The following is a 20,762-nucleotide window of genomic DNA, read 5'->3' as shown; positions in this document are numbered from 1 at the left end:
CTGGCCCGCTCCACCGCTTCAGAACTATTTGTTACTCTGCAGCTGCAGCAGCAACGATGTTGACGACGCGACGACCGCGGCGGGTGCCGAACTCAACGGCTCCCGGGGTCAGTGCGAACAGGGTGTCGTCGCCGCCACGGCCAACGCCGGCGCCCGGGTGGAAGTGGGTGCCACGCTGGCGGACGATGATCTCGCCGGCGGAAACAACCTGGCCGCCGAAGCGCTTTACGCCGAGGTACTGAGCGTTGGAATCACGACCGTTGCGAGTGGAGCTCGCGCCCTTTTTATGTGCCATTTGAAATGCCTGCCTCTAAATTCTGGGGATCTGCTGAAAAACCTGAACAGTAACGAAGGTTACTGGATACCAGTGATCTTGACCTTGGTCAGTTCCTGGCGGTGACCCTGGCGCTTCTTGTAACCGGTCTTGTTCTTGAACTTCTGGATCACAATCTTCGGACCACGGAGGTCGTTCAGGATCTCAGCCGTAACAGTTACCTTGGCCAGGTCAGCAGCGGCAGAGGTGACCTTGTCACCGTCAACCAGGAGCAGTGCGGGCAGCTGAATGGTGCTGCCAGCTCCACCGGCGACGCGGTTCAGGGTAACGAAGTCTCCAACGGAAACCTTCTCTTGGCGGCCGCCTGCGCGGACAATCGCGTACACCACTTGGGAACTCACTTCTCTCGACGTTTATTACTAAATTTGCGTGCGGAACCGACGTGTAAAAGTCTGGTTTCTCGCTGTGCCTCAACGCCGTGGGGTCATAACCCAAGTGTTGGCGTAAGCACCGAAGATCCAGAATACGCTAATTTTGCCTTCGGCCGCAAATGAGGCTGGTTCCGGCGGGTGGACTGTGATAGGTACCACAGCTCAACTCCGGCATCCGCACCGTGCCCCACCATAGTACCGGCAAGGCAACCGACAGTGCCTCAGGAGTACAGGCGCGGCGCGTCGAAGAAGTCTACTTCCAGGCGGCAGGACTGCTTGAACGCCGTGACCATGGCTGCCCGGTCCGCCGCCGAGGCGAGGCGCGCTGCTTCGTCCACGATCCCAATGGCCGTGCGGGTGGCAGCAGCGAAGTCTTCGTCGGCGTAGGTGCGCAGCCAGTCCGCGTACGGGTGGGCCGGCGGTTCGCCGGCGGCAACGAACCGGGAGTGAAGCGCTGCGCCCACCTCCGCGTAGAGCCAGAAGCAGGGCAGGACGGCAGCCGCCAGGACCGCGTAACTGCCCGACGCCGATGCTGCGGTCAGGTGGTCCACGTAGGACTTAGTCACCGGCCCGAGCCGGGGCTGGACGGTTCGGGTGCTCAGCCAGGAGCGGTGCAGCTCGGACTCAACGTCCAGGCACTGCCGGGCAGAGGCAGCCCAGAAGAGCTGTTCTGACTCGGTAGGTGCCAGCGCACTTGCCCTGGCCAGCACGCGCGAATAGCCGTTGAGGTAGATGGCGTCCTGGGCGAGGTAGTACGCGAACTCCTTCTCCCGCAGGCTGCCCGAGGCCAGGTGGCGGATGAAGTCCAGGGCATAAATGTCGTCCAGGTCCTGCTGCGCCTCATGCCACAGCTGCGCGGCGAAAATCCCTTCGGAAAGCAACGGCTGCTGGTGGTGGAAGTGGTGCACAGGCCCGTTGCCTGTTCCCACCTCCAGTGTTCCGGATGCCTCCAGCGCGCCGGCCAGCCAGGGCTTGACTTCCCGGAGGGACGCCTCCCAGTCCCCCAGCCGCGCGTGGGCGGTTGCCATGGCGGAGGACAGTGAACAGCCAGTGCCGTGGCTGTTCCGCGTCGGCACCCGCGGCCCCGGTACCACTACCACTTCGTCGGACAGAAGGCCGGTGGTGTTTACCAGCGCATCCGGGCACGCGTTGCCGTCCAGGTGGCCGCCCTTGACCAGCACTGTTGCACCGGTGGCAGCGGCGAGGGCACGGCCCTGTTCCAGCGCGCCGGTCCAGGTGTCCTGCAATTCCCCGCCCACGAGCATGGCCAGCTCCGCCAGGTTGGGGGTGACCAGGTGGGCCAGCGGCAGGAGCCCGCGCAGTGCCGCTTCGGCGGATTCCTGCAGGAGCCGGTCGCCGCTGGTGGCCACCATCACCGGGTCCAGGACCACGACGGCGGGGCGCACCTTCCGGAGCCATGCCTCCACCGCCTGGATCACCTCGGCACTGCCCAGCATTCCGATCTTCACCGCGTCGATGCCGATGTCATCGCTGATGGCGTCGAGCTGCTCCCCCAAAAACGATGCAGGCGGCACATGGACGGACCGTACTCCGCGGGTGTTCTGGGCGGTCAGGGCAGTGATGGCAGCCATGCCGTAGCCTCCGAGCGCGGCGATGCTCTTCAGGTCGGCCTGGATACCGGCGCCGCCGGAAGGATCGGAGCCGGCAATGGAAAGGACCCGGGGGACGGGCCTGCCCGCGGGTGTTGGTGCCGCAGTGAAGAGTGCCGGGGTGGCAGTGGGCATTACAAGAGTCGTAGACAAGAGACATCCCTTCGCCGGTGCTAGCCGGACAGGTTCAACGGGTGTGGATCTCAGCCGGCTTTTTGCGCGGCACCCCGTGTCGGTTCCCCAGCCTAGCTTTTTCCCCTGGCGCAGGCCGAAGGTGACACATTGCGACCCGGCGGCGTGTCCTGGAAGGCAGCCCTGGAAGGCCGCACTGCCCTTGCATCCTTGGCCTTAAACACGGAATGCCCGGCCGGCCACTGCTGTGGCTGGCCGGGCATTTACGTATTCAACGCCGCTGGCGCTTAGAGCTCCGAGGCCGGAACCCCGACGCCCAGGATGATGGGCGCCTCGGCCGTTTTTGTGGCCGGGGCGCCGGCATTGCCGTCACTGGAGGCGCCGGAACCGGCCGGTTCCGGGGCCTTGGCCTGGTGGATATGTCCCGTGCCGGCTGCCGCCACGTTCTCGTGATGCTGCACAGCGGTTTCGTTGGCAGCGCCCTGAGCGCGGCTGGCGCTGCGGTTGCGCCGCGGCCGGCGCTGCCGGGACTGCTCCAGGGCGTGGTCGCTGTAATCCTTGGCGAGGTCTGTGGCAGCGGGCGCCCGTGCAGGCTCCGCTGATTCGACGGCCGCCGCTGGCTTCTGCTCCCGTTTGCCCTGCTCCGGTTCCGCCTGCCCGGCTTCGTCCACCGCCGGCTGGCCCAGGTGGGCGAAAGCCTCAGCGAGCCGGTCCAGGGTCAGGGCCGGTTTCTGCTGCTGCTCTTCGGCGTGCTCCACGAACGGCAACACCACCTTCTCGCCGCCGAAGGTCAGCACGGCAGCCTGGCGGGCTTCGTCGTCGCGCTTTGCAACCTCAGCTGCAGTGGCAGGGGCAGGGGCCGGCTGGTCCGCGGCCGCCTGCTTGGCAGCCGCCACTTCGTCGTCGTGCAGGTGCGCTGCATGCGCGGCGGCCGCGATGTTCGCAAGGGCCAGCCTGGTGGCCTCCGCCTTCGCATGCCGTTCAGCGTCCGAGGGGTCCGGGTGGACCGTGTGGACGTGCACCGCCGCTGCCGGAGCAGCCTCCGGCTGCTGGCCACCACGGCCCCGCCGCCGTTTGCGGTCCGGGCGTGCGCCGGGCTGGTTGTTGTCAATGCGCTGGGCCTCGTTGCGGTAACCTTCGCTGCGGGCTTCCGGCCGGCTGTCAGTCCGCTGGACGTGGTGCTCTGCAGCCACAATGTTCGCACGCCGGTGCTCCACGGGATCATCGTGCGTGACCACGCCGCGGCCGGCACACGCTTCGCACTGTTCGCCGAAGACTTCGAGGAGCCCGGTGCCCATCCGCTTGCGGGTCATCTGCACCAGGCCGAGTGACGTAACTTCGGCCACCTGGTGCTTGGTGCGGTCGCGTCCCAGGCATTCCACCATGCGGCGGAGAACGAGGTCGCGGTTGGATTCGAGGACCATGTCGATGAAGTCGATGACGATGATGCCGCCGATATCGCGGAGGCGGAGCTGGCGGACAACCTCTTCGGCAGCCTCAAGGTTGTTTTTGGTCACCGTCTCTTCGAGGTTGCCGCCGCTGCCGGTGAACTTGCCGGTGTTGACGTCCACCACGGTCATCGCTTCGGTGCGGTCAATCACCAGCGAACCGCCGGAGGGCAGGAAGACCTTCCGCTCCAGCGCCTTGTGGATCTGCTCATCAATGCGCCAGGCAGCGAAGATGTCCTGGTCCTTGGTCCACTTCTCGAGGCGGCCCACCAGGTCCGGCGCTACGTAGGTAACATACGCCTCGATGGTGTCCCAGGCTTCCTCGCCGGAGACGATCAACTTGGAGAAGTCCTCGTTGAAGACGTCACGGACCACCTTGATAGTGAGGTCCGGTTCGCCATAGAGCAGCTCAGGGGCAAGGATCTTGGTGGACTTCGACTGGCTCTCGATGCCCTCCCACTGCGCGCGCAGCCGGTTGATGTCGTGCGTCAGCTCTTCCTCGGAAGCACCCTCGGCGGCGGTGCGGACGATGACGCCGGCCTGCTCCGGGAGGCGGTCCTTGAGAATGCGCTTGAGGCGGTTGCGTTCGACGTCGGGCAGCTTGCGGGAGATGCCGGTCATGGAACCGCCGGGTACGTACACCAGGTAGCGGCCGGGCAGCGAGATCTGGCTGGTCAGGCGGGCGCCCTTGTGTCCCACGGGGTCCTTGGTCACCTGGACCAGGACGGTATCGCCGGACTTGAGGGCGTTTTCGATGCGCCGCTGCTTACCCTCGAGGTTTACGGCTTCCCAGTTCACCTCACCGGCGTACAGGACTGCGTTGCGGCCACGTCCGATGTCCACGAAGGCAGCTTCCATGGAGGGCAGCACGTTCTGGACCTTGCCCAGGTACACGTTCCCGATCAGGGAATCCTGCTGGGTCTTTGACACGAAGTGTTCGGCCAGGACACCGTCTTCGAGGACTGCGATCTGGATTCTGTCATCGCGCTGGCGCACGATCATCTGCCGGTCAACGGACTCGCGGCGGGCCAGGAACTCGGCTTCAGTGATGACGGTGCGGCGGCGGCCGGTGTCGCGGGACTCGCGCCGGCGCTGCTTCTTTGCCTCCAGGCGGGTGGATCCCTTGACGCTGGTAACCCGGTTGCTGACGGCCGGCTCGGTGACGGCCCGGGGCGCGCGGACGCGGGTCACGGTGTTGGGCGGATCGTCATCCCCGCCACCGGTCAGCTCAAGGTCCTGGTCACCGCGGCGGCGGCGGCGGCGACGGCGGGACGTCACGCCTTCTTCGACCTGCCCGGCAGGGTCCTCGTCGGCGTCGTCGGAGGCATCGGCGTCGGCACCTTCGCCGCCCTCAAGGTCGGCGTCAGCTTCACGTTCGCCGAGGCGGCTGCGTCCACGCCGTCCGCGGCCCCGGCGCCTGCGGCGGCCGGCGTCCTCCGAATCCACCTCGTCGGTGTCGTCCTCCTCCGCTTCTTCCACAGCGGCGGGCACCGGGCGCACCACGGTGCTCAGGTCCGGTGCCTGGAACAGGACGGACGTGGGGGACGCAGGTTCCATGAAAAGGGTGCCGAAGGGGCTGGACGGAGCCGCGGGCGCCTGCCCGGCCGGCGCTGCTTCCTCGGAAGCCTCTTCTTCGGTGGTGTCCGCCGGTGCGGCCGCATCGGCGGTAGGTACCGCCGCGGTATCCGCTGCTGCCGGGACGGGAGCGGCCTCAACCGCTTCGGGCTTCCCGGCCGCAACCGTGCCGGCCTCTTCAGCAGGCGGGACTTCGGCTGCCTGCATCTCCGCCGGTTCCGCTGCGGCGGCAGGTGCGGACGTCTTCCGGGTGGCGACCCGACGGCGGCGAACGGGCTTCGTTTCGGCGGGTTCTCCGGCCTGTTCACCAGTCTGGACCTCAGGAGTGCCGGCGCCAGTGGCCTCGACGCCGGGTACTGCTTCCGGTCCTGCCGCTGCGGGTTCTGCCTCTGGGGATTCTGCCTCTGCGGCGAAAGCCGGGAGCGGTTCGGCAGTGTCCGCCTTCTTCCGGGCGCGGGTCCGCCGGACGGGAGCCTTGGCCTCCGCGGCGCCGGAATCCGCAGCACCGGCAGCGCCGACTTCTGAAGCATCGACGCCGGCAGGGGCGCCTTCCGGGGTGCCGGCTCCGGTGACGTCGGCTTCCGGGATCAGGGCCTCGGCCTTGGGTGCGGCCTTCCGGCGCGTCCTTGTGGCCTTTTTGGGCGCATCGTCTGCCTCCGTGGCCGCTGCTGCGTCGTTAACGGCTAAAACTTGTTCATTATCCATATGTGGCAACACTCCTGCCCCTGACGTACCGCCACATCCGGCACCCATTGGGGCACATATTGTCAAAACCCGCAGGCGTTGACAGAAGTCAAATGGATACCCCCAGGTTCGCACCGGCAGTGGGGTGCGGCAGCCCGTGGGGGCCGGCGGGATGTTCTGAAACCCGTTGTTCTACGTGCTACAACCAGGTGCCGCTCAATGGAGTCGCGGGAGACTGCGTCGGTGGAACCGATGCCTGCCCTGCTCGTCATTGGCGGTCTTGGGAACAAGCCACCGGACCGGAGTCCGAATGTGGATCGGCTTCCAGCCACGTTCATTCTCTCATACCCGGGCTAAATCCCGGCGGAGGCAGCACCAAACGCGCTGGGCCCCATTCCCCTCGTCTGGACGGCCCTTCCAGCCTTCGGCGTTACAATCAGGCAAGGAGCACCGGATGAAAAGGACGCCACACCAATGCCCAGCATCTCCCCCCTCAGCGGCACCCCTGCCCAGGAACGGAGCCTGAACCAGGACAGCGACCCGGCGGAGAGGACCGCAGGAAGTGTCCCGGCGATGACCCGCAACCGGCCTTTCGGCTGGCTGCTGGTGATCACGGGTGTCATCGGCTGGCTCGCCTCCGGAACCCTGGTGCTGGAAAAGCTCGCGGTGCTGCAGGATCCCAACCACACCACGGTGTGTGACGTGAATCCCTGGATTTCCTGTGGCGACGTAATGAAAACCTGGCAGAGTTCCCTGTTCGGCTTCCCGAACATGTTCATCGGCATCGTGGCCTTCGCCGTCATCATAACCGTGGGTATGTCGCTGCTCGCCGGCGCAACCTTTGCCCGCTGGTACTGGGTAGGCCTGCAGGCCGGGGTCACGCTTGGTTTCGCCTTCGTGGTGTGGCTGTGGTCCCAGGCGCTCTACGATATCCACATCCTCTGCCCGTTCTGCATGATCGTCTGGGCGGCGATGATTCCCCTGTTCGTCTGGGTGACCGTCCGGAACGTCACCGCCGGGGTAATTCCGATGCCGGAAAACGCCGCCCGCATCCTGGGCGACTCCGGGTGGATTATCACCGCGTTGCTGTATGTGGCGGTCATCGCCACGATCTTCTTCGCCTTCATCCAGGTTTTCGCCGGAACCTCGGGCTTCTAAAGCCGCCTCCCAACCGTTTGAAGTGACAGATAAGGCCGATGTTCCTGGAGAACATCGGCCTTATCTGTCATACCGGTGAGGCTACGCCTGGAACCAGATCTTGATCTCACGTTCGGCGGAATCGGTGGAGTCGGAGCCGTGGACCAGGTTCTGCTGGACCTTCAGGCCCCAGTCGCGGCCGAAGTCGCCGCGGATGGTGCCGGGGGCCGCCGTGGTGGGGTCGGTGGTGCCGGCCAGGGAGCGGAAGCCTTCGATGACGCGGTGGCCTTCGAAGATGGCTGCCACCACTGGGCCGGAGAGCATGAATTCCACCAGGGGCTCGTAGAAGGGCTTGCCTACGTGCTCCTCGTAGTGCTGCTCCAGCAGCTCGCGGGACGCGTCCACCTTCTTCAGCTCGGCCAGGGTGTAGCCCTTGGCTTCGATCCGGGCCAGAATGGCCCCGGTGAGGTTGCGGGCGACGCCGTCGGGCTTGATCAGGACGAGGGTGCGCTCAGTAGTCACAACTGCTCCAATGCGTTGGTAAGGGATTTCGGGTCAAGTCTACGGGGACTGCGGCTGCTGGCCGGGCCCCGCGGCCTCGTCCGGGTGGGCCGCTTCCCATTCGGCCTGCTCGCGGGCCCGCTCCCCGGCTTCCCGGTCCAGCCGGATTCCGGTGCGGATGCCGTACCACCAGGCCACTGCGAACAGCCCGCCCACCAGGAACATGGCGGGCTCGAAGATGCCGGTGAGGATCAGGACGAGCTGCAGGATCCACCCGAGGCCGATGCCCCAGGGCTTGGTGAGGAAGGCGCAGGCCACGATCATCAGCACGCTCAGAGCGATGCCCACACCGAGGATCAGGGCCGGCGGGAACTCCCCGCGGCGCAGCCCGAACACCGCGAGGGTGGCGAAAAACATCACAAAGGCTTCCAGCAGCAGCACCGTGGAAGCGAACATCACCTTGGTGGAACGGCGCTTTTTGGGCATGCCCGGCCGCCATTCGCGCTGGGCTTTGGTCAGCTTGGCCATTGCCTACGCCTCCGTCTTCCCGAGCAGGATCCGCGCCTCGGCCACCAGGGTGATGGAACCGGTCACCAGCACGCCGCCGGAAAGGTCGTCGTTTGCCTCGGCGCGTTCCACGGCCCATTCCAGGGCGTCGTCGAGTTTCTCCGCGACGTGCACGTTGTCCTCGCCGAAACCGAGGTCGATGGCGAGCTCGGCGAGTTCGGTCGCAGGGACGGCGCGCGGGGAGTTCGACTGGGTGAAGCAGTACTCCTCGGCCATATGGCCGAGGGACTCCTTGAGCTGGCGGAGGATCTCCTCGGCGTCCTTCTCCTTGAGGATTCCCACCACCGGTACCAGCCTGGTGAAGGTGAAGGCCTCCTGGAGGGCGGCTGCGGACACTCTGACGCCGTCTGGGTTGTGGGCAGCGTCAACCACAATGGTGGGTGCCGTGCGAACCACCTCAAGCCGGCCCGGGGAGGTGACCTCGGCGAAGCCTTCCTGCAGCACGTCGAAGCCGAGTTCCTTTTCGCCGCCGAAGAACGCTTCGAGCGCAGCCACAGCCACAGCCGCATTCTGCGCCTGGTGCGCGCCATGAAGCGGCACGAGCAGATCCGGGTAGCGACCCGCGATGCCCTGGAGGGTGACCATCTGGCCACCAACCGCCACGGTCCGTGACTCGACGCCGAATTCCACTCCCTCGAACTTGAAGGGCACGCCCACGTCCTTGGCCTTCTCCAAAAGTACCTGGGCTGCGTCGAGCGGCTGGGCGGCACTGATGAGGTAGCCGCCGGGCTTGATGATCCCGGCCTTTTCGTAGGCGATGTCCTCGGTGGTGTCGCCGAGGAGGTCAGTATGGTCCAGGGAGATGGGGGTGACCACCGAAACCAGCCCGTCCCCCACGTTGGTGGCGTCCGTGATGCCGCCCAGTCCCACTTCGATGACCGCCACGTTGACGGGCTGGTCCGCGAAGATGGCGAAGCCCAGGATGGTGAGGCACTCGAAGTAGGTGAGCCGGGGCTCACCCGCGGCCTCCAGCTCGGAGTCCACGATCTGCAGGTAGGGGCGGATTTCGTCCCAGATGCGGACAAAGGTTTCATCCGGGACCGGGTGCCCGTCGATGCTGATCCGTTCGGTGACCTTGGACAGGTGCGGGCTGGTGTACCGGCCGGTGCTCAGGCCGTGGGCCCGCAGGACGGATTCGATCATGCGGGCGGTGGACGTCTTGCCGTTGGTCCCGGTGACGTGGATGATCGGGAAGGCTTTGTTCGGCTCCCCCAGCACGTCCATCGCCCGGAACAGCGGGGCAAGCCGCGGTTCCATCTTGTTTTCCGGCGCCCGGCCCAGCAGTTCGGCGTAAACGCTCTCTACGGAAAATTCGTCAGTCATGGATTTATGCCTCTACTTTTTCAACGGCGATCTGCTGTTCCGTGCCATCGCCACCCGGGTGCAGGCCAAGCTCCACGGTCAGGGTTTCGCTGACAATGAGGCTTTCATGGGCTTTCAAGGCATCCACAATATTCTGGTCAGCCGTGATGCTGGTCCGGATCCGGTCGCTGACATTAAGTCCGGCATCCTTGCGGGCCTGCTGGATGGAGCGGACCATGTCACGGGCCAGGCCTTCGGCCTCCAGCTCCGGGGTGACCTCAGTGTTGAGGACGACGAACCCGCCGCCGGGCAGGACTGCAACCGAGGCGCTGCCGCTTTCAGACTCCGCCACCACTGTCTCCAGGGTGTATTCCTGCGGTTCCAGCTGGAGCCCGCCGGCAGTGACCACACCGTCGTCGACTGACCAGTCACCTGACTTTGAGCCCTTGATGGCGGCCTGGACGTTTTTGCCCAGGCGCGGCCCGGCCGCACGGGCGTTGACCACCAGCTTCTGCTGGATCCCGAACTCCTCCGGGGAAGCCGTTGCTGCGTCCAGCAGGCGGACCGAGCGGAGGTTGAGCTCATCGGCCACGACGCCGGCAAAACCGCCCAGGGCATCTGCACCGGGTGCCACTACCGTGAGTTCCTGCAGTGGCAGGCGGACGCGGAGGTTCGCCGCCTTGCGGAGCGAGGAACCGGTGGAGCAGATCTGCTGGACCTTGTCCATGGCCTGCACCAGGTCCGGGTTGGCCGGGAACAGGTCCGCATCCGGCCAGTCGGCCAGGTGCACGGAACGGCCGCCGGTGAGCCCGCGCCAGATCTCCTCGGAGACCAGCGGCAGGAGGGACGCTGCTACGCGGGAGACAGTTTCCAGCGCGGTGAACAGGGCATCGAAGGCGTCCTGGTCCTCGTCGAAGAACCGCTGGCGGCTCCGGCGAACATACCAGTTGGTGAGCATGTCCAGGTAGCTGCGCAGTTCATCGCAGGCGCCCGAAATGTCATAGGTGTCCAGCTGCACCGTCATGTTTCGGACCAGCTCGCCGGTGTTGGCCAGCAAGTACTGGTCCAGGGTGTCGGCGTAGCCGTCATAGCGGAACTTCGCGTCATAGCCTGCCCCGCCGTTGGAGGCGTTGGTGTAGAGCGTGAAGAAGCTGTACACGTTCCACAGCGGCAGGATGACCTGGCGGACGCCGTCGCGGATTCCCTGCTCGGTAACCACCAGGTTGCCGCCCCGGAGGATGGGGCTGGACATCAGGAACCAGCGCATGGCGTCCGAGCCGTCGCGGTCCAGCACCTCGGAGACGTCCGGGTAGTTGCGCAGGCTCTTGGACATCTTCTGCCCGTCCGAACCCAGCACGATGCCGTGGCTGATGACGTTGCGGAAGGCCGGGCGGTCGAACAGGGCCGTGGAGAGGATGTGCAGCATGTAGAACCAGCCGCGAGTCTGTCCGATGTACTCCACGATGAAGTCGGCAGGGTTGTGCGTATCGAACCAGGCTTCGTTCTGGAAGGGGTAGTGGACCTGGCCGTACGGCATGGAGCCGGAGTCGAACCAGACGTCCAGCACGTCCTCCACGCGGCGCATCACCGACTGGCCTTCTTCGGGCGTGCGGGGATCGTCCGGGTTGGGCCGGGTCAATTCGTCGATGAACGGGCGGTGCAGGTCCACCTGGCCGTCCTTGTTCAGCGGGAGCCGGCCGAAGTCCGCCTCGATCTCGGCGAGTGAGCCGTACACGTCCGTGCGGGGATATTCGGGGTCGCTGGACTGCCACACGGGGATGGGGCTGCCCCAGTAGCGGTTGCGGCTGATGGACCAGTCGCGGGCGTTTTCCAGCCACTTGCCGAACTGGCCGTCCTTGACGTTGCCGGGAATCCAGTTGATCTCCTGGTTCAGCTCGGACATCCGGTCCTTGAACTTGGTGACCTCCACGTACCAGGAGGATACCGCCCGGTAGATCAGCGGGTTCCGGCAGCGCCAGCAGTGCGGGTAGCTGTGCTCGTAGCTGGCCTGGCGGACCAGGCGGCCCTGGGCGCGCAGCACCTGGGTGATCGGTTTGTTGGCTTCGAAGACCTGCAGGCCCACGATGTCGTGCAGGTCGCCGTGCTTGAAGAGCGGGAGGAACTTGGCGCCCTCGTCGACGGAAAGGATCACCGGGATGCCGGCCTCTTCGCAGACCTTCTGGTCGTCCTCGCCGTAGGCGGGTGCCTGGTGGACGATGCCGGTGCCGTCCGTGGTGGTGACGTAATCTGCCACGAGGATGCGCCAGGCATTCTCCATGCCGTACTTTTCGTTGTCGGCGAAGTCCTGCCACAGCGGCTGGTACGCCAGGCCTTCCAGTTCCGCGCCCGTGTGGGTGGACACGACGGCGGCCCGTGCTGCTTCGAAATCGTCGTAGCCCAGGTCCTTGGCGTAGCTGGCCAGCAGGTCGGCGGCGAGCAGGAAGCTGCCGCTGACGGGCGCGTCGGCTGCGGCGGCCTTGATGCCGTTGGGGCCGGCGGGCAGCACGGCGTAGGTGATGGAAGGGCCGACGGCGAGCGCGGCGTTGGTGGGCAGGGTCCAGGGCGTGGTGGTCCAGGCGAGCGCCTGCACGCCAGCGAGCTGCCGTGACAGTTCGGACTCCCCTGCGCTGATGGGGAAGGTCACCGTGACGGTCTGGTCCTGGCGGTTCTTGTAGACGTCGTCGTCCATGCGCAGTTCATGGTTGGAAAGGGGGGTTTCGTCTTTCCAGCAGTACGGCAGGACGCGGTAGCCGTTGTAGGTCAGGCCTTTTTCGTGGAGCTGCTTGAACGCCCAGAGGACGGACTCCATGTACTCCACGTTGAGGGTCTTGTAGTCGTTGTCGAAGTCCACCCAGCGTGCCTGCCGGGTGACGTAGCTGCGCCATTCGTCGGCGTACTTCATTACGGAGGCGCGGCAGGCATCGTTGAACTTGTCGATGCCCATGGCTTCGATCTGGGTCTTGTCCGTCATGCCCAGCTGCTTCATCGCTTCCAGCTCTGCCGGCAACCCATGGGTGTCCCAGCCGAAGCGGCGCTCCACGCGCTTGCCGCGCTGGGTCTGGTAGCGGCCCACGAGGTCCTTCGCGTACCCCGTGAGCAGGTGGCCGTAGTGCGGCAGGCCGTTGGCAAACGGGGGGCCGTCGTAGAACACGAACTCATTGCTGCCGGGTTCACCGCCGGGGACGTCCGCGCTGCGCTGGTCGATGCTGGCCTGGAAGGTGCCGTCCTGGTCCCAGTATTTGAGGATGCGCTCTTCGACTTCCGGGAACTTCACGGAGGCGGATACACCCGCGTTGCGGCTGGAAGAGGTGCCACTGGTGGAGGCTGAGGCCTTGGGGTAATACGTCATTCTCGACATCCTGGGTTGAGCTTGGCGAACTGCCGGCTTGCGCCTGACAGTTCCGTTCAGGATGCGAGGACGGCTGCCGTGTTGTCCTCCAGACCCCACGCCCACCGCGGTACCACCTCACTTACCGGCGCTGCCCGTTCCTTGGGAACGTGCCAGCTCCGGCCTCTCATTACTGCTGTGACGGGCTTACCCGTCCGGTTCTACTGACGCTCCCCGCCTGGTCAGGTGGTTTGCGCGTTCTTCCGGAAGCTCACCGGTGATAGCCGGGTCATAGCCGCTTTCGAGTCTACTATTTCCCTGGCCGTGCCACCAATAAGGGAGCGTACGCTGAACGGGGACGCGGACCACCGGGAGTTCCTTAGGTGCTAGCCCTTACGGATCAGTTTGTGGTTTGCGGCCTGCGCGACCGGACGGATGACGATCTGGTCCAGGTTGACGTGGTGCGGGGCTGTCACGGCGTACCGGACCACTTCCGCCACATCTTCCGCCGTCAGCGGCTTCTCCACCCCCTGGTAGACCTTTTCCGCGGCCTGCCGGTCGCCCAGCCGGTTCAGCGCGAATTCCTCGGTGTACACCAGCCCGGGAGCGACTTCGATGACCCGAAGGTTGTTTTCCGCTTCCTCCAGCCGCAGCGCCCCGGTCATCGCATGCTGGGCGAACTTCGCGGCGTTGTAGCCGCCTCCGCCCTCGTACGCGGCCAGGCCGGCCGTGGACGTCAGGTTCAGCACGGTACCTTCGCCGCTGGCACGCAGCATCGGCAGGAATGCCCGGGTGAGCTTCATGGTGCCCAGCACGTTGACCCGGTACATCCACTCCCAGTCCTCGGTATTCGCGGCGCCGATGGCATCCGCCCCCCGGGCGCCGCCGGCGATGTTCACCAAGGTGTCGATTCCCCCAGCTTCCGATACCAGGGCAAGCAGCCGGGACACGTCGTCGTCCTCGGAAATATCAGCAGGAATTCCAACGGCGCCCGTCCGGGCTTCGAGGGCGGCGAGACGTTCCGCACGGCGGGCCACAGCGAACACTGTCCACCCCTGCGCCGCCAGGGCGCGGACCGTTGCCTCCCCGATTCCGCTGCTCGCGCCCGTCACCAAAGCTGCCTTTTTCTGGAAGTCCTGAGTCATGGCACCACCCTAGCGGCAGGCGCCCGGAGCACGCTGCCGCATGACGCACGGCAACAGAGGCTGCAGCGCCGCTGCAGCGGACCGGCGGAAGGGCCCGTCCATGAAACAATTGGCGAATGGCTGAAGACAATCAGGGTACAGACACGCCCAACACCGCCCCCATCAACGTTCCGGACAAGCCGGCCCTCGAGGGCCTGGAAGCTTCCCTCACGCAGCGCTGGCTTGCCGAGGGGACCTACAAGTTCAACAGGGACACCACCCGGGAGCAGGTCTACTCGATCGACACTCCCCCGCCCACGGCCTCAGGATCGCTGCACGTGGGGCACATGTTCTCCTACACGCAGACAGACGTGCTGGCGCGCTACCAGCGCATGACCGGCAAGAACGTCTTCTATCCGATGGGCTGGGACGACAACGGCCTGCCCACCGAACGACGTGTGCAGAACTACTACGGCGTCCGCTGCGACCCATCCATCCCGTACAACGCTGACTACCAGCCGCCGGCACAGCCCGCGAAGAACCAGCGGGATTTCGACGTCGTCTCCCGCCGCAACTTCATCGAGCTGTGCGAGGAGCTTGCGGTCGAGGATGAGAAGGTCTTCGAAAACCTCTTCCAGACCCTTGGCCTGTCCGTGGACTGGGAACTCACCTACCGCACCATCGATGACAACTCGCGTGCGGTTTCGCAGCGCGCCTTCCTGGCCAACCTCGCCGCGGGCGACGCTTACATGGCCGAAGCACCCACGCTCTGGGACGTGACGTTCCGGACGGCGGTGGCCCAGGCCGAACTGGAGGACCGCGAGGTGCCCGGGGCGTACTACCGCTACCCGTTCTTCACCGAGGACGGGGAGAGGATCTACATCGAGACCACCCGCCCCGAACTGCTCGCGGCGTGCGCCGCGCTGGTGGCGAATCCCGACGACGAACGGTACCAGCCGCTGTTCGGCAAGAAGGTTACGTCCCCTGTGTTCGGCGTTGAGGTTGAGGTCAAGGCGCACCCTCTTGCCAAAGCGGACAAGGGCTCCGGCATTGCGATGGTGTGTACCTTCGGTGACCTGACCGACGTCACCTGGTGGCGTGAACTGCAGCTTCCGACCCGCGCCATCGTGGGCCGGGACGGCCGGATCGTCAGCGAGGCCCCCGAATGGATCACCACCGACATCGGCCGTGAAGCCTTCGCCGCGATTGCGGGCAAGACGGTTTTCAGCGCCAAGGAAGAAGTGGTGAAGCTCCTCACCGCTGCCGACCTGCTCGAGGGCGAGCCCAAGAAGATCATGCACCCCGTGAACTTCTACGAAAAGGGCGACAAGCCCCTTGAAGTTGTCACCTCCCGCCAGTGGTACATCCGCAACGGCGGCCGGGACGAGGACCGCCGGGAGCGGCTCATTGCCCGCGGGCATGAGATCGACTTCCACCCCGCCTTTATGCGCTCACGGTACGAGAACTGGATCGCAGGGCTCAACGGCGACTGGCTGGTGTCGCGCCAGCGCTTCTTCGGTGTGCCCATCCCTGTCTGGTACCCCCTGGACTCCGACGGCAACCCGGACTACGACTCCCCCATCGTTCCGTCCGATGAGCAGCTGCCGGTGGACCCCGCAGCAGACGCTGCTCCCGGGTTCGACGAAGCCCAGCGCGATTTTCCCGGCGGCTTTACCGGCGACGCCGACATCCTGGACACCTGGGCCACGTCGTCGCTGACGCCCAAAATCGTGGGCGGCTGGAAGCGCGACGAGGACCTGTTCGCCAAGGTGTTCCCCTTTGACGTCCGGCCCCAGGGCCATGACATCATCCGGACCTGGCTGTTCTCGTCCGTGGTGCGTGCCGATGCCCTGGAGAACACCGCGCCGTGGAAGCACGCTGCCATCTCCGGCTGGATCCTGGACCCCGACCGCAAGAAGATGTCCAAGTCCAAGGGCAACGTGGTGGTTCCCACCGACGTGCTGGAGGAATACGGCTCCGACGCTGTCCGCTACTGGGCGGCCTCCGCCAAGCTCGGGGCCGACACCGCCTACGAGATTGCGCAGATGAAGATCGGCCGCCGCCTTGCAATCAAACTGTTGAATGCCTCGAAGTTTGTGCTGAACCTCGGCGCCACGGAGGCGTCAGTGCTGTCCGGTGACCTTTCGGTGCTGACCAACCCGCTGGACCGGGCAGTCCTTGCCCAGCTGGCGGAGGTCGTGGCACAGTCCACGAAGGCGTTCGAGAACTACGATTACGCCCGTGCACTGCAGATCACGGAAACCTTCTTCTGGCAGTTCACGGACGACTACGTGGAGCTCATCAAGGACCGGGCGTACGGTGCCGCGGGCGACGCCGAACAGGCTTCCGTCCTCGCGGCACTGGCCACCACCCTGGATACCCTGCTGCGCCTGTTCGCGCCCTTCCTGCCTTTTGCCACCGAAGAGGTCTGGGGATGGTGGCGTGCCGGTTCCGTCCACCGCGCCCACTGGCCCGCACCGTTGGACGTCCCGGGTGGCGACACCACCATGCTTGCCACCGTGGGCGTTGCCTTGAGTGGTGTCCGCAAGGCGAAGTCCGAAGCGAAGGTCAAGCAGCGCACTGAGGTCCTCTCGGCGATCATCACGGCGTCGGAGGCACTCACCACGCAGCTGAAGGCAGGGCTGGCCGACCTCAAGGCGGCGTCGAATGCCAGGGACATCACCCTGCTGGTCGGCGACGGCGAGCTGACGGTCAGCGACGTTGCCTTGGCGGCAACGGAGGAACCTGCCCAAGCCTGAATGTCGGCAGCCCGACCGTAGTGCCGCCCGTTTTAGGGCAAAGGGGAAGCCCCATCAGCGTTTTGCCGTTGGTGGGGCTTCGACTTTCGGCCATCCTGGTGACGTCTTTGATGGTCTGGCAGAATCCTGGGATCTTCAGGTCTTCCTACCTCGTCACTGGTAGCTTGCTTCTGACTTTGCCGATGGCTGCGTCGAAGACATATCACTGAATCTTTGGTTTCTGCGTCCCACTTCTTTCGAAGTGGGTAAAGACCATTATTGTCCTGCCCATCAGCAAGCGCAAGAGCCCCGGTAGAACTACAACCGAGTAGTTCTACCGGGGCTCTCTCTGTGCTGGTGCGGACCGCCCTTGTGACGGAGCGGCCGGCGCAATGTCAGTCGAACTCGGGCCGTTCGGTGCGGCTGCGCTTGAGTTCGAAGAAGTGCGGGAAGGAAGCAAGCGCCGTGGTGGCGTCCCACAACCTGCCGGCCTCTTCGCCGCGCGGGATGCGCGTGAGGACCGGGCCGAAGAAAGCAGTTCCATTAAAGGCCACCACAGGCGTGCCGACGTCCTGGCCAACCAACGAGATGCCTTCCTCGTGGCTTGCGCGCAGCTGGCCGTCGAAAGCGTCGGTGGTGGCGGCTGCTGCCAGTTCGGCGGGGAGACCGCATTCCGCCAGCGCCTTGGTGATGACAACGGAGCGGTCCTTCTCGCCGCGCTCGTGGATCAGGGAGCCCATGGCGTCATACAACGCCTTGACCACTTCCTGTCCGTGTTCCTGCTGGGCGGCGATGATGACGCGGACCGGACCCCAAGCGTTGTCCATGGATTCACGGTACGCGGGCTCCAGGTCGCGGCCCTCGTTCAGGACGGCGAGGCTCATGACATGCCAGACGGTTTCGATATCGCGGACGCCCTCCACTTCGCCGATCCAGCGCGAGGTGATCCAGGCGAAGGGGCAGAGCGGATCGAACCAGAAGTCCGCCTTGTTCTGAGCAGATCCGGTGGTGGCAGATTCAGTCATGGGAGATCCTTCCTGGGGCTGACTGCGCAGAACGCAGCCACTTACAGCGTGGTGGGTACAGCGCCTTGGTCAGGCAGATGCCTGGGCCGGCGTGGGTCCCGGAATCAGGCAGACTTCCGGCGCTTGGTGACGTGCGGGATCATGGCTGGTTCCGCGCCCTTCAGGACGACGTCCTCTGTGATGACGACACTGGCTACGTCTTCCCGGCTGGGCAAGTCGAACATCACGGGAAGCAGAACTTCCTCCATGATGGCGCGCAGGCCGCGGGCACCGGTGCCGCGTTCCAGCGCCTGCTCGGCAATGGCATCCAGGGCGGTGTCATCAAACACCAGTTCCACGCCATCAATCTGGAACATCTTCTGGTACTGCTTCACCAGGGCGTTCTTGGGCGTGGAAAGGATCTGGATCAAGGCGTCGCGGTCCAGGTTGGACACCGTGGTGATCACCGGGAGGCGGCCGATGAATTCGGGGATAAGGCCGAACTTCAGCAGGTCCTCCGGCATCACTTCACCATAGGAATCGATCTTCTTGCTGGCCTCATTGAGCGGTGCGCCGAAGCCGATCCCCTTCCGTCCGGACCGTGAACCGATGATCTCCTCAAGGCCGGCAAAGGCACCGGCCACGATGAACAGCACGTTGGTGGTGTCAATCTGGATGAACTCCTGGTGCGGGTGCTTCCGGCCGCCCTGCGGAGGAACGGAGGCAACAGTGCCTTCCAGGATCTTCAGCAGCGCCTGCTGAACGCCCTCGCCCGAGACGTCGCGGGTAATGGAGGGGTTCTCGCTCTTGCGGGAAATCTTGTCGATCTCGTCGATGTAGATAATGCCCTGTTCGGCCTTTTTGACGTCGTAATCCGCGGCCTGGATGAGCTTGAGGAGGATGTTCTCCACGTCTTCGCCGACGTAGCCGGCTTCGGTTAGGGCCGTGGCATCAGCTACCGCGAAAGGCACGTTCAGGCGCCGGGCAAGGGTCTGGGCCAGGTAGGTCTTGCCGCAGCCGGTGGGACCGATGAGGAGGATGTTCGACTTGGCGATTTCGACGTCGTCGTGGTGGCCGCCCTCAGCCAGGCTTCCGGACTTCGGCGCATGGCCGGCCTGGATGCGCTTGTAGTGGTTGTATACGGCGACAGCGAGGGAGCGCTTGGCAGGCTCCTGGCCGATGACGTATTCCTGCAGGAAGTCGAAGATTTCTCGGGGCTTGGGAAGCTCGAAGCTGCCAAGGTCGGCAACCTCCGCCAGTTCCTCTTCGATAATTTCGTTGCAAAGCTCAATGCATTCATCACAGATGTAGACACCGGGCCCGGCAATGAGCTTGCGCACCTGCTTCTGGCTCTTTCCACAGAAAGAGCACTTCAGCAGATCCGTGCTCTCGCCAATCCGAGCCATATGTGAACCCCTTAGTATCTTGCTGCCAGGCAGCCTTGCACCGTTGCTGGAATCTTCACCAGCCTGCATGGACCGGTTGTGACAACATCCACTCTAGGTCACATTCGCTCCCGAGGGTGGAAGGAAAAGGCCGGTGGAGCCAAATGATTGGCGCCACCGGCGCTTTACTTTACCGCTACCTGGTGATGGCCTGCGGTTTGATCTTGCGTGAATCCAGGACCTGGTCGATCAGACCGTACGCCTGGGCTTCTTCCGCGGTCAGGATCTTGTCGCGCTCGATATCGTTGTTGACCTGCTCGGACGTCCGGCCCGAGTGATGGGCCAGCGTGTCCTCGAGCCAGGAACGCATGCGCATGACCTCGGCGGCCTGGATCTCCAGGTCGGAAGCCTGGCCGCCCTGGCCGCCGGACAGTGCCGGCTGGTGGATCAGGACGCGCGCGTTGGGCAGGGCGAGCCGCTTGCCGGGCGTGCCGGCCGCCAGCAGGACGGCAGCGGCACTGGCTGCCTGGCCCAGGCACACGGTCTGGATCTCAGGGCGGATGTACTGCATGGTGTCGTAAATCGCCGTCATGGCGGTGAAGGATCCGCCCGGGGAGTTGATGTAGAGCGTGATGTCGCGGTCCGGGTCGGTGGATTCCAGGACCAGCAGCTGCGCCATGACGTCGTCCGCGGAGGCGTCGTCCACCTGTACGCCGAGGAAGATGATGCGGTCCTCGAAGAGCTTGGTGTACGGGTCCTGGCGCTTGAAGCCGTAGGGCGTGCGCTCCTCGAACTGGGGCAGGACGTAGCGGCTGGACGGAAGATTACCGGCGGACCACCCGAAGTTGTAGTTCATTTTCTTTGCTCCTGATCTGAGTGTTCTTGTGCCGGTTTAGTTCTCGGAGGCTGGTTCGCCAGAGGTACCGTTCGACGTGCCGCCACCGCCGGCAACAGAGCCCGCGTGGGCAGCAATCTTGTCGAAGAAGCCGTATTCGAGTGCTTCGGTGGCGGTGAACCACTTGTCGCGGTCGTTGTCCTTGAGGATGGTGTCAACGGTCTGGCCGGTCTGCTCTGCCGTCAGTTCCGCCATGACCTTCTTCATGTGAAGGATGAGTTCGGCCTGGATCTTGATGTCCGAAGCCGTGCCGCCGATGCCACCGGAGGGCTGGTGCATGAGGACGCGTGCGTTCGGGGTGGCGTACCGCTTGCCCTTCGTACCGGAGGAAAGCAGGAACTGCCCCATGGAAGCGGCAAGGCCGGTGGCTACCGTGACGACGTCGTTCGGGATGAACTGCATGGTGTCGTAGATGGCCATGCCGGCCGTGACGGATCCGCCCGGGGAGTTGATGTAAAGGTAGATGTCCTTGTCCGGGTTCTCAGCGGACAGAAGGAGCAGCTGCGAGCAGATGGCGTTGGCGTTCTCGTCACGCACCTCCGAGCCCAGCCAGATGATCCGTTCCTTGAGGAGGCGGTTGTAGATGTAGTTGTCCTGTGCTGCAGGATCGACAGTAGCCATCCGGGG

General features: G+C 64.9%; 15 protein-coding genes and 1 riboswitch. Of the genes, 2 read left to right on the top strand and 13 right to left on the bottom strand.

All coding sequences use genetic code 11. The features are described 5' to 3' along the window. Positions 1 to 31: 31 nt before the first annotated feature. The 4 genes from rpmA to M1D32_RS08785 form a co-directional block, all read right to left on the bottom strand. Complete coding sequence (gene rpmA / locus M1D32_RS08800) at positions 32 to 295, bottom strand: 50S ribosomal protein L27 (protein WP_009372867.1); 264 nt, start codon at positions 293 to 295, stop codon at positions 32 to 34. Between the two features lie 59 nt (positions 296 to 354). After that, positions 355 to 663, bottom strand: a complete 309-nt coding sequence (gene rplU, locus M1D32_RS08795) for a 50S ribosomal protein L21 (protein WP_142045052.1) — start codon at positions 661 to 663, stop codon at positions 355 to 357. A 263-nt stretch (positions 664 to 926) separates the two neighbouring features. Next, positions 927 to 2,450 carry a bifunctional hydroxymethylpyrimidine kinase/phosphomethylpyrimidine kinase gene (thiD, locus tag M1D32_RS08790; RefSeq protein WP_458781843.1) on the bottom strand — a complete coding sequence of 508 codons (1,524 nt, stop codon included), beginning with the start codon at positions 2,448 to 2,450 and terminating at the stop codon, positions 927 to 929. 7 nt (positions 2,451 to 2,457) lie between these two features. Next, positions 2,458 to 2,555: riboswitch (TPP riboswitch) on the bottom strand. 179 nt (positions 2,556 to 2,734) lie between these two features. Further along, positions 2,735 to 6,175 (bottom strand): Rne/Rng family ribonuclease, encoded by a 3,441-nt coding sequence (locus M1D32_RS08785; RefSeq protein ID WP_458781842.1) that lies wholly within the window; start codon positions 6,173 to 6,175, stop codon positions 2,735 to 2,737. A gap of 453 nt (positions 6,176 to 6,628) precedes the next feature. On the opposite strand from M1D32_RS08785, the gene M1D32_RS08780 reads away from it, so the two are divergent. Next, positions 6,629 to 7,312, top strand: a complete 684-nt coding sequence (locus tag M1D32_RS08780) for a vitamin K epoxide reductase family protein (protein ID WP_458781841.1) — start codon at positions 6,629 to 6,631, stop codon at positions 7,310 to 7,312. Positions 7,313 to 7,393: 81 nt separating this feature from the next. Here M1D32_RS08780 and ndk read toward each other — a convergent pair whose 3' ends face one another. The 5 genes from ndk to M1D32_RS08755 form a co-directional block, all read right to left on the bottom strand. Beyond that, on the bottom strand, positions 7,394 to 7,813 hold the full coding sequence (gene ndk, locus M1D32_RS08775) for a nucleoside-diphosphate kinase (RefSeq protein WP_104998214.1): 420 nt from the start codon (positions 7,811 to 7,813) through the stop codon (positions 7,394 to 7,396). A gap of 39 nt (positions 7,814 to 7,852) precedes the next feature. Further along, positions 7,853 to 8,320, bottom strand: a complete 468-nt coding sequence (locus M1D32_RS08770; RefSeq protein WP_458781840.1) for a DUF4233 domain-containing protein — start codon at positions 8,318 to 8,320, stop codon at positions 7,853 to 7,855. Positions 8,321 to 8,323: 3 nt separating this feature from the next. Beyond that, positions 8,324 to 9,682, bottom strand: a complete 1,359-nt coding sequence (locus M1D32_RS08765; RefSeq protein ID WP_458781839.1) for a bifunctional folylpolyglutamate synthase/dihydrofolate synthase — start codon at positions 9,680 to 9,682, stop codon at positions 8,324 to 8,326. A gap of 4 nt (positions 9,683 to 9,686) precedes the next feature. After that, complete coding sequence (ileS, locus tag M1D32_RS08760; RefSeq protein ID WP_458781838.1) at positions 9,687 to 13,010, bottom strand: isoleucine--tRNA ligase; 3,324 nt, start codon at positions 13,008 to 13,010, stop codon at positions 9,687 to 9,689. 365 nt (positions 13,011 to 13,375) lie between these two features. Continuing rightward, on the bottom strand, positions 13,376 to 14,134 hold the full coding sequence (locus M1D32_RS08755) for an SDR family oxidoreductase (protein WP_458781837.1): 759 nt from the start codon (positions 14,132 to 14,134) through the stop codon (positions 13,376 to 13,378). Positions 14,135 to 14,250: 116 nt separating this feature from the next. Here M1D32_RS08755 and valS point away from each other — a divergent pair, with 116 nt between their 5' ends. After that, the gene (gene valS, locus M1D32_RS08750) at positions 14,251 to 16,872 is read left to right on the top strand and encodes a valine--tRNA ligase (RefSeq protein WP_458781836.1); all 2,622 of its coding nucleotides are present in this window, start codon (positions 14,251 to 14,253) and stop codon (positions 16,870 to 16,872) included. Between the two features lie 374 nt (positions 16,873 to 17,246). On the opposite strand, the gene M1D32_RS08745 is transcribed toward valS, so the two are convergent. The 4 genes from M1D32_RS08745 to M1D32_RS08730 all read right to left on the bottom strand — a co-directional run bounded on the left by M1D32_RS08745 (position 17,247) and on the right by M1D32_RS08730 (position 20,756). After that, positions 17,247 to 17,876: a mycothiol-dependent nitroreductase Rv2466c family protein gene (locus M1D32_RS08745; protein WP_458781835.1), complete on the bottom strand. Its 630-nt coding sequence runs from the start codon at positions 17,874 to 17,876 to the stop codon at positions 17,247 to 17,249. A 104-nt stretch (positions 17,877 to 17,980) separates the two neighbouring features. Then, positions 17,981 to 19,261, bottom strand: coding sequence for an ATP-dependent Clp protease ATP-binding subunit ClpX (gene clpX, locus M1D32_RS08740; protein ID WP_458781834.1), 1,281 nt, complete (start codon positions 19,259 to 19,261; stop codon positions 17,981 to 17,983). 175 nt (positions 19,262 to 19,436) lie between these two features. Beyond that, entirely contained in the window at positions 19,437 to 20,096 is a 660-nt protein-coding gene (locus M1D32_RS08735) for an ATP-dependent Clp protease proteolytic subunit (RefSeq protein WP_139029457.1), read from the bottom strand. A 36-nt stretch (positions 20,097 to 20,132) separates the two neighbouring features. Then, complete coding sequence (locus M1D32_RS08730; protein WP_458782143.1) at positions 20,133 to 20,756, bottom strand: ATP-dependent Clp protease proteolytic subunit; 624 nt, start codon at positions 20,754 to 20,756, stop codon at positions 20,133 to 20,135. Positions 20,757 to 20,762: the final 6 nt, after the last annotated feature.

The organism is Arthrobacter sp. D3-16 (genome assembly GCF_054408515.1).
This window is presented reverse-complemented; position numbering and strand designations above follow the sequence as displayed.